Origin of the sequence: Hydrogenispora ethanolica (assembly GCF_004340685.1) — a bacterium.
Taxonomy (GTDB): Bacteria; Bacillota; UBA4882; order UBA8346; family UBA8346; genus Hydrogenispora; species Hydrogenispora ethanolica.
Genome location: NZ_SLUN01000016.1, coordinates 26875 through 39697 on the forward strand (window position 1 = coordinate 26875; position 12823 = coordinate 39697).

Genomic DNA, 12823 nt, shown 5'->3' on the forward strand with positions numbered 1-12823 from the left:
TAACCGGTTTACTAAACCGGTTACTCAAATTGTAACAGTTAATTTTCCCTTTCGCAACATCTAATTTACATCTTTGGTTAAAGCTCCAGTTGCAGCAATAATTGCTGTAGGTTTGAGAATTGCCGCTATGGATTTGCCCGGTTTTGAAGCGCCGGCCGCTGCGGTTAGCGAAAATGCTTATCGAGTTCCTGAAGATGTTCATTCAGTTACGAAAAATCCTTATTCAGTTACTAAAATAAGACATTCAGTTACTGAAGATGCTCATTCTGTTACCGAAAATCTTCATCCGGTTACTGAAAATGCTCATCCAGTTACTGAAGATGGTCATTCAGTTACTGAAGATGGTCATTCAGTTACTGAAGATGGTCATTCAGTTACTGAAGATGGTCATTCAGTTACTGAAAATGCTCATCCAGTTACTGAAGATGGTCATTCAGTGACTGAAGATGGTCATTCAGTGACTGAAGATGGTCATTCAGTGACTGAAAGTACTTTTTCTGTTACTAAAATGATTCTTCGGACTGCCGCATAACCTTTATCGAGACCCCGGAGTCAAAAATGCGCCACCCTTGCGGGTGACGCATGAACCTGATGCGAGAAAACACTATCGGCTATTCTATCCGGTCCGTCGGAAAACGCAGTCCGAATTGGCGCCGCGCTTCGTCCATCACTGCCATGACCGCGCCGGCCAGCTCATGGGTGTTGACCGCCGATTCCAGCCGGCCGCTTTGGATCAAGGCGCTGAACTCCCCGGCCTCGTAGAGCATGGATTCGACGGCTTGCGGCCGGGAGAGATCGACGACCGAGCCGTCGCGGTAGCGGAGGGTTACCTTTTGGGGGACCGATATCTGGTCTATGACGATGCTGCCCGCTTCGCCCTGGATCTCGCTGGGCAGCGCGCTATCGCTGATCTTCGAATGAACGGCCAGCGCTTCGAAGTCCCGGTACTGCAGGCAAAGGCTACCCTCGCCGTCGATCCCCGAATCCAGCATCACCGCATTGGCCCGGATCCGGTCCGGCTTGCCGAAGAGGGCGATGATGGGATAGATGCAGTACACGCCGATATCCATCAAGGAGCCATTGGCCAGCAGCGGATTGAAGGTATTGGTGGCCTCGCCCCGCTGGTAGCGGTCATAGCTGGAGGAATACTGGCACTTGATGGCCAGGAACCGCCGGATCCGGCCGATCTTCGGCAAGTTGTCGCGGATCGCGGCAAAGTTCGGCAGCAGCGTGGTTTTGAGCGCCTCCATCAGCACGACCCGGTTGCGGCGGGCCGCCGCGATCATGGCCCGGACCTCGTCTCCGTTGGCGGCGAGCGGTTTTTCGCACAAGACGTGTTTGCCGTGGTCCATCATCAGGATGGCCTGCCCGGCATGGCTGGCATTGGGACTGGCGATATAGACCGCGTCGATGGTATTGCTCCGCGCCATTTCCTCCAGATCGGTAAAGGTATGGGCCACTCCGTGCTGGGCGGCGAAGGCGGCGGCCCGTTCGGCGGTCCGGGAATACACTGCGTTGCAGGCCAACTCGCCGCTCAACGCGGCCGCCCGGATAAACTCCGTCGTAATCCAGCTGCTGCCGATGACGCCAAAACGAATCATTGCGCTCGCTCCTCCTTGATGACGGGGCCACCGCCCGTCGCCTCCGTCTGCAGCCGCCGCAGATCCTTGATCTTGACCGACGCCCGGTGAAAATCGATGACGCCGTCATCCCGCATCCGGCTCAGCTCCCGGGAGAGCGAGGGCCGGGTCAGATTCAGGAAATCGGCCAGATCGTCCCGGCCCAGCGGCAGCATGAATGTGGTCTGGCCCGTCTTATGGTGCAACTCCCACAGGTAAGCGGACACTTTTTGGCGGACGCTCTTCATGGTGAGGTATTCCAGCTTTTGATTGAGGATCAACGCCCGGCCGGCGAAGACCCGCAACATATTCATGATCAGCGTGTGATGGCTCTGGCATTGCCGGGGGCAACTGCCCACGATCCGCTCCGGCGGCAGAAACATCACTTCCGAGTCGCTCTGAGCCACCACGGTCACCGGCCAGCGACCATCCCCCGCGAAAGCGATGATCTCCCCAAATAGCTCGCCGGGGCCGAAGATGGCGATGATCACCCGGTTGCCGGCGGCATTCTCTTTCGTCACCGCCACCTCGCCCGAAAGCACGATCCCCAGGCCGGTGAAAGGCGCGCCCGCCAGCGCGACGGTCTCAGCCGCGGCGTAGCGGCTGACTAACGGTTTCAAACATTCCAGCATCGTTTGGAGTTCCGAATCGGAAATATCGCGAAAGATAGCGCAACTCCGCAATGAAAGTAGCCATTTTTGCAACATGATCCCTCGCATTTTGGTAACCGTAGTTACCGATTTTATCAGCCTGATTATAATACAATACTCTTGTGAATGCAACGACATGATCCGTGGTGCATCGGATTTATGAGAAACAAGGGCCGTCCGCATCCTGCGATGCAAAAGGAGGTCGTTGCCCGAAAAACCAGCAATCCTTTTCAAGGTAAATTCGAAAAAATCATCCAGGAGGGAATCCAATGAGTACGATGTTTTGTTTCCAGTGTGAACAGACCGCCGGCGGCAAAGGCTGCACCAAGGCGGGAGTCTGCGGCAAGTCGGCCGATGTGGCGTTGCAGCAGGATGAATTGACCGCCGCCCTGGTGGAACTGGCCCGGGCCGCGCAAGGCAAAAAGTCTAGCCCCCGAGTCGATGAACTGGTGCTGCAGGGCTTATTCGCCACCGTCACCAATGTCAACTTCGACGGCGCGCGGATTAACGAGTGGATCCAAAAGATCAGGACTGAAATCATTGCTTTCGGCGGGGCGGCGCCTTTTGACGCGGCCGCGCTTTGGCAGGGCGATCCCGATACCGTTTCGCTCCGTTCCACCTTGCTGTTGGGGCTGCGGGGCATGGCGGCCTACGCCTGGCACGCCTATACGCTGGGCAAGACAGACGACGAGGTGACCGCCTGGTTCTATAAAGGATTGAACGCCGTCGGCGCCGATCATTCCGCCGGCGAATGGCTGGAACTGCTGCTGGAATTCGGCCGGGTCAACCTCAAATGCATGGCTTTGCTGGATGAGGCCAACACTTCGGCCTATGGCCATCCGACTCCCGCCGAGGTTCCGACGAACGTGGCGCCGGGACCGTTCATCGTCATCTCCGGCCATGACCTGTATGATCTGAAACAACTGTTGGAGCAGACCGAAGGCCGGGGCGTCAATATTTACACCCACGGCGAGATGCTGCCGGCCCACGCCTATCCGGAACTGCGGAAATACGCCCATCTCAAAGGCAACTTCGGCACCGCCTGGCAGAACCAGCAAAAAGAGTTCGACGGCGTTCCGGCGGCGTTCCTTTTCACCACCAACTGCCTGATGCCGCCGAAAGCCTCCTATGCCGACCGGGTCTTCACCACGGCGGTGGTTGGCTATCCGGAACTGCAACACATTCCCGATGAGGATGGCCGGAAAGATTTCAGCCCGGTGATTGAGAAAGCTTTGGAGCTGGGCGGCTGGACCGAGACCCGGCACTTCACCGGCATTAACGGCGGTTCGCGGCTGCTGACCGGATTCGCCCGCCAGACCGTGCTCGGCGCGGCCGGCCAGGTGATCGACGCGGTCAAGGCCGGAGCCATCAAGCATTTCTTCCTGGTCGGCGGTTGCGACGGCGCGCGTCCGGGCCGGAACTACTATACCGAATTCGTCCAAAAGGCCCCGCAAGACACGATCATTCTCACCCTGGCCTGCGGCAAATACCGTTTCAACGACCTGGACCTCGGCACCATCGGCGGCCTGCCCCGGCTGATGGATATGGGCCAATGCAACGACGCCTATTCCGCGATCCAGGTGGCGCTGGCCCTGGCCGACGCCTTCCAGTGCGGCGTGAACGATCTGCCGCTGACCCTGGTGCTCTCCTGGTATGAGCAGAAAGCGGTCTGCATCCTGCTGACCCTGCTGGCCCTGGGGGTCAAGAACATCTACCTCGGGCCGACGCTGCCGGCTTTCATCTCATCCAACGTCCTGAATATCCTGGTGGAACAGTTCGGCATCAAGCCGATCTCCACTCCCGAAGCGGATCTCCAGGCCATCCTGGGCTGAGCGCCGCGATTGCCGAAAAACCGAGAGCCGGGCTGTGCGCCCGGCTCTTTTTTTGCGATAAGGACTCTATTCGGCGGCCCGGGCCTCCAGCGCGATCCGGCTGAGACCGGCCGACCTGGCCAGGTCCAATAGGTCAACCACTAGTTGGTAGCGGCAGTCGCGGTCGGCTTTGACCACCACCACGGTCGCCCCGGGCTGCGACCCCAACAGCGTCCGGAGCCCGCCCCGGTTGACCGGGCGGCCGTTCCAGTAGATCCGCCCGTTGCGGCCGATCTCCAGGACCAACCGCGACGAAACCGCGCTGGCCGGATCGCCTTGGCGGACCTGCGGCAGATTCACCCCGAACTGGCGGTTGTTCTCCACGAAGATCGAGGTCATCATGAAAAAGGCGATCAGGGTGATCAGAATGTCGATAAAATTCAGAATCTCCAGCCGCGGCGGGGGCAACGGCTTTAGCTCGATCGACCTCGGCTTACTCATGGCCGTACTCTTGCTCTTTTTTGACATCGTTATTGTAATCGGCAACATACTCCTCCAGCCGGGAGTGGAAATAATTATAGAAGATCGTGGCCACCACCGCGATGACGAGGCCGGTGGCGGTGGTGATCAGGGCCTCGCTGATCCCGCTGCTCAATAATTTGGGGTTGTAATTCCCGACTTGCTGCCCGAGCAGATGAAAGCTCTTCATCAGGCCGATCACCGTCCCGATCAGCCCCAGCATCGGCGCGATGACGATGATGGTATACAGGGTCATCAGGTGACGGCGGAGGTCCTTGATCACTTCCTCCGGCTCCTCCCAATCAATCAGCCGTTCTTTCAGGGTCGTGGCATACACATAAATCCGTTCGCCAATGATGGCCAGGGTCAGGACCGAACAGATCAGGAGCGGGATCATGAAAAAACCGCCCAGTTCCAAGAGTCGCATACTTACTCCTCCAGCTCGAATCGGATTTTTATCATCACATAACAGTCAACCGGCCGGCCGTCTTTGAGCGCCGGGTGATACTTGCGCTGGCGGACCGCCTGGATAGCGGCCTTGTCCAGCAGATCATGGCCGGTGGATTGGACGACCGCGGTCTCGCCGACGGAACCATTCCGCAGGATCATGGCTTTGATGATCACCAGTCCATGCCAGCCCCGCCGCCGGGCTGCCTCGGGATAGAGCGGCGTCACCGGCCCGCTGCGTTGCGCCGGGGGACGGTCCGGCGTCCCGGCGGCGCCGGTTCCCGTCCCCGATCCACCCGGCACTCCTCCCGGACTTCCGGACGCACCTCCGCCTCCTCCGGAACCGGAGCCGCTGCCCGAACCGGAACCTCCTAAACCGCTTCCGGTACCGTTACCCGTCCCGGCGCCTCGTCCCAAGCCGCCGGCTGTCCCCGCCCCGCCCTGGGAATGACCGTCCGCAGCCCCGGACGGACCGGATCCGTTTTTGGCGGTTGTTCCGCCCTGCGCTCCGGGAGCGATATGGGCTGCCGGCGTTCCGCCCCCCACAGCTTGCGGAGGCGCGGCAAGGCCGGATTTGGTTGGAGCGCTCGAGGACGGTGCCGCGGCTACCGCCGGTCCGACGGCTTCCGGAGCCTGCGGGACCGAAAGAGGCTGTGCCGGTTCATGAATGGCGGCCGCAGGAGCAGCGGCGGGTGCTGCCGCTTCCATCAAGGCCGCAGCGTTTTTCGGAGCCGGCTTCGGCTTTGCCTCCGGCGAAGCGGCCGGTGGTTCGGCTGCCGGATGAGCGGGCGCCTTCGGTTTGGACGGGAGCGGGGTCGCTACCGGCTGCTCCGGAACGGCCTGAGCCATCGCCGTCTCGCCCGCGGGTTTTTCCGGGACGGTTGCCGCTGCCGCCTGCGGAGCGTTCGTCACCGGCCGGAAGGTTCCAGCCGGTTTCGCCGGCGCGGCGGCTGCCGCGGCCTTGGGTCGGCCGGGGCGGGATCCTTCCGGTTGCGGACCGCGTTGCGAACCGGCCGGTCCATGACCGCCGCCCGGAGCGGCATCCCCTCTGCCTCGCGCACCCCCGGAACCGAGCCGGGGCGGCGGCCCCGCCGTGACTTCCGCCGGACCGGGGTCAGCGCTCAACTCAAAATAATGGGGTTCGATCACCGCCGGCAATTCCCGGGGCAGCCAGTAGATCAGTCCCGCCAGTAGGGCCAGATGTAAAACCAATGAACCTGTCAGACATCTTCCAAACATTTGCTGAGCCTCTGCTTTATTTAAAAGAAATATTCCATGGTCACCTGGATCGACCGCCCCGGCATGGGGTAATCTTTTTGAATCGCATAGCGCCGGTCGGTCAGATTGGTGCAACCTACTCCCAGCGTCAAGCGGGGATTGAACCGGTACCGGAAATTCAGATCGATCAAGTCGTAGTCCGGCAGTTCGACTCCGTCCGAAGTCCGGTCGGCCACGAAGCGCCAGGAAAAGCCGTAGTCATAGCGCGGCTGGCTCAAGGTCAGATCCAGGACCAGCTGATGCCGGCCGAAGAAATTATTGCTGCGGTAAACGCCGTCCGTTCCCTGGTCCTGACGGTCCAGCCAGTGATAGTCGACCCGGCCGGTGATCCACTGGCGCCAGGTACGCTTCCAGCCGACGGTGACGCCGTCGGCGCGGCCCTTGGCAAAATTCCGCCAGGTATAGCCGGCCGAGAGATCCGCCGGATTGACCGGGACCCACGAAATGCCATCCTTCAGCCGGGTCCGGAACAGATTGATCTGCCACTCCGAACCCCCCTGACGGTATTCGGCGCTGAGGTCGAAACGTTCGCCGTCCTCCGGCCGGAGCGCCGGATTGCCGACCGCCCAGGAGCCCTCGCCATAGAGTTCGCGGGGCGCGGGCGCGCGGAAGGCTTTGCCGTAACCGTATTTGACGGTCAGGTCGGGATTCACCGTTTGGACCAATCCGAGCCGCGGCAGCAGCGGTGAGTCAAAGTCGCTGCTCCACTCCTGGCGCAACCCGCCCACCAGCCAAAGCCGATCGTTCAGGCTATAAGTGTCCTGGGCAAAGAGCGCCCAGTCCTCTTGAGTACGCTCGCCGTCGTAGACCGTGTTGGCAATGTCGAAGAGCGTCCGTTTCAGCGAGACGCCGCTCTGGACTTCATGGCCGCCCCAGGCGTAACCGCCGGCCGCGTCAGCGCCGAAAACGGTGGAATGGTAGCGATCGTGGCGGAAGGCGTCGGGGTCGTCATACTCGGTTTCCCAACGTTGGCTGTAGAGCTTGTACTCCCAGTCTCCGCCGGCCCACGGGCGCTTGCCGTTCAATTGCAGCGCGTAATTGGCGTCGGACTGCTCGGCGCGGGCCTTGGGGGCCGATTCGGGGCCCGGATCCTCGGCTGTTTTATTGAAAGCCTGGAGATAGAGGCGGAGGTACTGGTCGTCCTCCTGGAGGAAGTCGTATTGGCCCAGCAAATAACGGCCGGTCGCGCCGGAGCGGCTCCGGTCGCCATCGGAGTGAGACACGCCGGCGGCAATGCCCCAATCATCCCGGGTCATTGCCAGATTGAACCGGCCCGTCTGAAAAGCCCCTTCGGTCAGCGCCACCCGATTCCGGGTCGCGCCGGTCAGATCGGTGACGACATTGACCACTCCGCCCAGCGCGTTAGCGCCGTTCATAGCGGACAGCGGTCCATGGGCGATCTCGATCCGTTCCACCCCGATGGCGGGAAACGCGCTCAGATCGGCTTGGCCGGAGAAACCGCCCTGGGCGGCGACTCCGTTCACCATCACCTGGGTCTGGCCGGCGGGAGCGCCGTCCAACTGCAGCGCCGCCGGGCCGTTGGCGCCATTTTCGTCCACCGGCTGGCCGTTGGCGGCGAGCGCTCCGGCCAGACTGTCCTGGGTGGCGCCGGCTTCCTGAATATCCTGCTGGGTAATGATCTCCGTGAATCCCAAGGTTTGCGGGACCGGCGTCTTGACGCTTTTCGCGGTGACCACGACCTCTTCTTCCTCAAAGACCGCGGGCTCCGCCGCGGCGTCAGCCGCCAACCCGAGCACAGCCACGGTCACGAGGATCAAGCCTGCCAATGCAGATGGTGCTTTCACAAGGACTCCCCCTTACGATTCAGCCGCATCTCCAAATCTCTCAAACGGCGCAGCACAAGCCGCGGGACCGGACAGCCAAAAAGCCTTTACCCTCTTCATCAAGGGAAGGCCGGAGTATGCTCGTCAGACATCAAGCTTATTTGAAATTGATTTCAACTGATATCGAAATGGCGGGCTGTAATCCATCGCGATAAGTTTGCCGTTGACTTTACCTTATCACAAAATAGCCCAACTTTATATACGTAATTTGAGACTTTTGCCTGATTTTAACTGAAACACCTGCTTAGGTTTAATAATTTTATACCAAATCGATAAGTGAATTAAATTTCTATTAAGCGTCATGTCCCGTAAGCCTTCCATGATGGAAACATGAAGGAATTTATTTCATCCGATATATCCTCAAAAAGTTAGAAAAACCGCCGGATCTCCGAAGCCCGTTCAGCGGGAACGGGGCGGCTGCCGCCAAAATACGGCGCTTTTGGCAATAAATTTAATGTTTACGAATTACCGTAAAAAGGCGACGTGCCGGTGCCGGACGCCAGGTACCAGCAATGCTTTGGAATGAACGGAGCCGCCCATGAGCATTTTTTGAGCAGTTTTATTTCCAACGGATCCCAATCTTTCATACGATATAGCGGATTGAATAATCCCGCTCCTTTTTGTAACTTTGACTCCGATGATGAAATCCTTGCCCAACTGTTGCAAATGGTATAATTCAATCCAAAAATGGAGGGGTTTAAATGACAGCGCTTCGAAAATTCATTGACCCGCTTCCACTGGTTCCAACCCTCAAGCCGAAATACAAGGATGAAGACGGAACCCATTACGATGTCCGCATGCGGCAAGTGCTGCACCAGTTTCATTCGGAGCTGAAAGAGGCGACCGTCTGGGGTTATGAAGGAATCTATCCCGGTCCGGTCATCGAGGTCCAAAAGAACGAGCCGGTCTGGATCAAATGGCTGAACGAGCTCCCGGAGAAACATTTTCTACCGGTGGATAAAACGCTGCACGGCGTCGGGGACGCGCCGGAAGTCCGCACCGTGGTGCACCTGCACGGCGCCCGGGTGGAGGATGACAGCGACGGTTATCCCGAGGCCTGGTATACCCGGGGCTTCGCCCAGCGGGGGCCTTTCTTCACCCGCCGGACCTACTTTTACCCCAATCAACAGCGGGCGTGCACGCTCTGGTATCACGACCACGCCCTGGGCATCACCAGACTAAATGTCTATGCCGGACTGGCCGGCTTCTATCTGATCCGGGATAAGTCCGAATGCGTGTTGGGTTTGCCGGAAGGCCCCTATGAGATTCCGCTGCTGATCCAGGACCGTTCGTTCAATCCCGACGGGTCGCTCTTTTATCCCAGCCAGCCGGCGCCGCCGCTCGGCCCGGTTCCCGGGGTCAATCCCTCGATCACCCCGGGGTTCCTGGGCGATACCATCGTGGTGAACGGCAAAGTCTGGCCCTATCTGGAAGTGGAACCGCGCAAATACCGTTTCCGCGTCCTGAACGGTTCCAATGACCGGTTTTACCGGCTGAGCCTGAGTTCCGGCCAGCCGATGCACCAGATCGGCACCGACGGCGGCCTGCTGGAATACCCCGTCGATGTCTACCAGTTGATTATGGCCCCGGCGGAACGGGTCGACCTGATTATCGATTTCTCAAAACATCAGGGAAAAGAGATCGTGATGCTGAATGACGCCGCCAATCCTTTCCCGAACGGGGCTCCCGTCGATCCCGAGACCACCGGCCAGGTCATGATGTTCAAGGTGACCAAGCCCTTATCCTGCAAGGATCACAGCGTAATACCGGACTATCTCTATCCGCTCCCCTATCCCCAGCCAAAACGGGCTAAAGTGCAACGGTATCTCCCCTTGGTGGTGACCCGGGATCAATACGGCCGGCTCCTTTTCGAGCTGGATGGCAAGATGTGGCACGACCCGGTGACCGAAAAGCCGCGGCTGGGCGAGTATGAGATCTGGAACATTATCAACCCCGGACTGGGCGCGCATCCGATTCACCTTCACTTGATCGAGTTTCAGATCCTGGAACGTCAGCCTTTCGATATCGCAATCTACAATCAGACCGGCCAGCTCAAATATACCGGCCCGGCGGTCCCGCCCGATCTCAATGAACAGGGCTTGAAGGATATGGCCCGCGCCAATCCGGGCATGGTCACTCGTTTCCTGGTCCGTTTCGAGCCCTACACCGGCCGGTACGTCTGGCACTGCCACATCCTGGAGCACGAGGATTACGACATGATGCGGCCACTCCAGGTGGTGGACCGCGACTATCCGGAGTCTCCGGTTCAGCCCCCGACGCCTTTCGTCCCCCCTGATCCCGGAGGTCATATCGACCATTAGCCTGAGGAATGTTCCTCCGGTTTGAGGTACGACCCTGGAAAACAAGCGGGTAAAATAAAAAGAGTTCGGCGCAACCGGTGCCGGACTCTTTCAAATGAAACCAATCATTTTCTATAATAATGAGGAAGAATTTTTTCGGTCACATCATCGGGTGATCCAGGCGAGAATACCGGAAACGGCAATAAAGCAAAGGATGAAAATGATCACGCCATTGTAGGAATTGCCTTTACTCAAAACGATTCCCCCTTTCATCCGTATACCATTATCCTAATTTTACCATAAATTATCATAAATATGTGATATTTATACTATCCGGGAACCAAACAATTATCGGGGCCGATGCGTTAGTATCCATTTCATTCCTTCAGCATGGCGGCAAGCATTGCTTCACTCCTTGAACTGCAAGGAGCGACATACCTCACTATAAAACGGCTTTAAATTCCTTAGTTTCAATCCATGTTCCCGTGCAAGGAGCGACATTCTATTTTATTAACACCCTAAAATGATAACATTGTTTCAATCCACGCTCCCGTGCAAGGAGCGACGAGCAACTAGAGAGACGACAGAATTAATTATTAAGTTTCAATCCACGCTCCCGTGCAAGGAGCGACTTTCTATCATTGAAATTGAAGAGGGACAAGATGAAGTTTCAATCCACGCTCCCGTGCAAGGAGCGACCATTAACTTATATGTATTTATATAATTGTGATTTTGTTTCAATCCACGCTCCCGTGCAAGGAGCGACGCCCAAGGTATACTCCGACATGGTTTCCAACATAAGTTTCAATCCACGCTCCCGTGCAAGGAGCGACGTGATAGATGTACTTTTGAGACAATAGAACAAGTTTCAATCCACGCTCCCGTGCAAGGAGCGACATTTGCTTATCAATCCAGATGATAGGCGGACAAAAGTTTCAATCCACGCTCCCGTGCAAGGAGCGACTAGCGAGGATGGATATAATTGCCTTACGATAAAAGTTTCAATCCACGCTCCCGTGCAAGGAGCGACATACGGATGCGGCTATAAATCTGGATGATCCAAGTTTCAATCCACGCTCCCGTGCAAGGAGCGACTTCCAGGTAAGTCATCTCTTCACCTCAACTAGCTGTTTCAATCCACGCTCCCGTGCAAGGAGCGACTCAAGGCCCTTTTCCCAACCAGGCATGTCAAGCTTGTTTCAATCCACGCTCCCGTGCAAGGAGCGACTTGTATAATTAATAATTACCATCGTGTCCTCCTATGTTTCAATCCACGCTCCCGTGCAAGGAGCGACGTCATAGTCAACAGCAAATAAAAAAAAGAATATTAGTTTCAATCCACGCTCCCGTGCAAGGAGCGACAAACTTCCTTGTATGTTGTATTTTTTAATGCAAGTTTCAATCCACGCTCCCGTGCAAGGAGCGACCTTGATTTTTTGCAAATGTTTCAGCGCATTCTCGATGTTTCAATCCACGCTCCCGTGCAAGGAGCGACATACGAAACTGGCTGAATAAAGCGGAGCAATGGCGTTTCAATCCACGCTCCCGTGCAAGGAGCGACAGGTTGTTAATAATTTACAATAAAAAAGAGATATGTTTCAATCCACGCTCCCGTGCAAGGAGCGACCTCACCAGCCTCGACAAACCGACCGTTTTGCAACGTTTCAATCCACGCTCCCGTGCAAGGAGCGACGGAACAGCAGCAGAAATTGCATTAGCAGCAAGATTGTTTCAATCCACGCTCCCGTGCAAGGAGCGACCCAGATGGAACCAAAATTGATATTCAATATATTATGTTTCAATCCACGCTCCCGTGCAAGGAGCGACGCACTCAAGTATTTTGCCGTTATGCTTGCTTTGGTTTCAATCCACGCTCCCGTGCAAGGAGCGACAGTACTGCCTAAAAAAGCTTATCCCGCTTGACTTTTCATCCTTGATTCCGCGAACCGGGGTTCGAATCATCCGGTTTTTGCCCCAAAATCCGTAAAAAATGCTCTAAACCCAGTCGTATCAAGCTCCGCGAATCTCCTAGGAAAATCACGTTCGCTTGGGGTTCGCGCTACACCATTAATACGCCTTCGGGATCGTAGGTTCCTTTGGCTCCTACATGTTCGACTCGTGATTTCCAATTGTCTCCCAAAAAATAATACCGCAAGCTATCATTTTCAGCATCGATGATCTCTTCCAGTCTTTTGCGAAGTTTGGCGAATTGAACCGGGTCCACCAGACATTCGAAAACGGAGTTTTGCACCCTTTGTCCGTAATCTTTACATAATTTGGCTACTTTGCGCAAGCGTTTCTTACCCGCTTCCTTCTCCGTATTCACATCATAGGTTACTAAAACCATCATCCCGC

General features: G+C 56.9%; 10 protein-coding genes and 1 CRISPR repeat array. Of the genes, 3 read left to right on the forward strand and 7 right to left on the reverse strand.

Features of this window, described 5'->3' with window-relative positions; translation table 11 throughout:
* Positions 1 to 73 precede the first annotated feature (73 nt).
* Positions 74 to 532: a hypothetical protein gene (locus EDC14_RS13655; RefSeq protein WP_132014863.1), complete on the forward strand. Its 459-nt coding sequence runs from the start codon at positions 74 to 76 to the stop codon at positions 530 to 532.
* A 79-nt stretch (positions 533 to 611) separates the two neighbouring features.
* Here EDC14_RS13655 and EDC14_RS13660 read toward each other — a convergent pair whose 3' ends face one another.
* Together EDC14_RS13660 and EDC14_RS13665 are read right to left on the reverse strand one after the other, a co-directional pair.
* Positions 612 to 1601: a Gfo/Idh/MocA family protein gene (locus tag EDC14_RS13660; protein WP_132014864.1), complete on the reverse strand. Its 990-nt coding sequence runs from the start codon at positions 1599 to 1601 to the stop codon at positions 612 to 614.
* Positions 1598 to 2326 (reverse strand): Crp/Fnr family transcriptional regulator, encoded by a 729-nt coding sequence (locus tag EDC14_RS13665; RefSeq protein WP_132014865.1) that lies wholly within the window; start codon positions 2324 to 2326, stop codon positions 1598 to 1600. Before EDC14_RS13665 ends, EDC14_RS13660 begins: the two co-directional genes overlap by 4 nt.
* Before the next feature lie 212 nt (positions 2327 to 2538).
* Between EDC14_RS13665 and hcp the strand changes: the two genes are divergently transcribed.
* On the forward strand, positions 2539 to 4101 hold the full coding sequence (gene hcp / locus EDC14_RS13670; RefSeq protein ID WP_132014866.1) for a hydroxylamine reductase: 1563 nt from the start codon (positions 2539 to 2541) through the stop codon (positions 4099 to 4101).
* A 66-nt stretch (positions 4102 to 4167) separates the two neighbouring features.
* Here the strand turns inward: hcp and EDC14_RS13675 are convergent, their stop codons facing one another.
* The 4 genes from EDC14_RS13675 to EDC14_RS13690 are packed head-to-tail and all read right to left on the reverse strand — an operon-like array spanning position 4168 to position 8129.
* On the reverse strand, positions 4168 to 4581 hold the full coding sequence (locus tag EDC14_RS13675) for an ExbD/TolR family protein (protein WP_165908010.1): 414 nt from the start codon (positions 4579 to 4581) through the stop codon (positions 4168 to 4170).
* Positions 4574 to 5026 (reverse strand): MotA/TolQ/ExbB proton channel family protein, encoded by a 453-nt coding sequence (locus EDC14_RS13680; RefSeq protein ID WP_132014868.1) that lies wholly within the window; start codon positions 5024 to 5026, stop codon positions 4574 to 4576. Before EDC14_RS13680 ends, EDC14_RS13675 begins: the two co-directional genes overlap by 8 nt.
* A gap of 2 nt (positions 5027 to 5028) precedes the next feature.
* Positions 5029 to 6285, reverse strand: a complete 1257-nt coding sequence (locus tag EDC14_RS13685) for an energy transducer TonB (RefSeq protein WP_132014869.1) — start codon at positions 6283 to 6285, stop codon at positions 5029 to 5031.
* 20 nt (positions 6286 to 6305) lie between these two features.
* Complete coding sequence (locus tag EDC14_RS13690) at positions 6306 to 8129, reverse strand: TonB-dependent receptor plug domain-containing protein (RefSeq protein ID WP_132014870.1); 1824 nt, start codon at positions 8127 to 8129, stop codon at positions 6306 to 6308.
* Between the two features lie 740 nt (positions 8130 to 8869).
* Here EDC14_RS13690 and EDC14_RS13695 point away from each other — a divergent pair.
* A complete protein-coding gene (locus EDC14_RS13695; protein ID WP_132014871.1) occupies positions 8870 to 10489 on the forward strand; it encodes a multicopper oxidase family protein in 1620 nt (539 codons plus the stop codon).
* Between the two features lie 446 nt (positions 10490 to 10935).
* Positions 10936 to 12360: a CRISPR direct-repeat array (repeat unit 32 nt; unit sequence GTTTCAATCCACGCTCCCGTGCAAGGAGCGAC).
* A 167-nt stretch (positions 12361 to 12527) separates the two neighbouring features.
* Here the strand turns inward: EDC14_RS13695 and cas2 are convergent.
* On the reverse strand, positions 12528 to 12818 hold the full coding sequence (gene cas2 / locus EDC14_RS13700) for a CRISPR-associated endonuclease Cas2 (protein WP_132014872.1): 291 nt from the start codon (positions 12816 to 12818) through the stop codon (positions 12528 to 12530).
* Between the last annotated feature and the right edge of the window lie 5 nt (positions 12819 to 12823).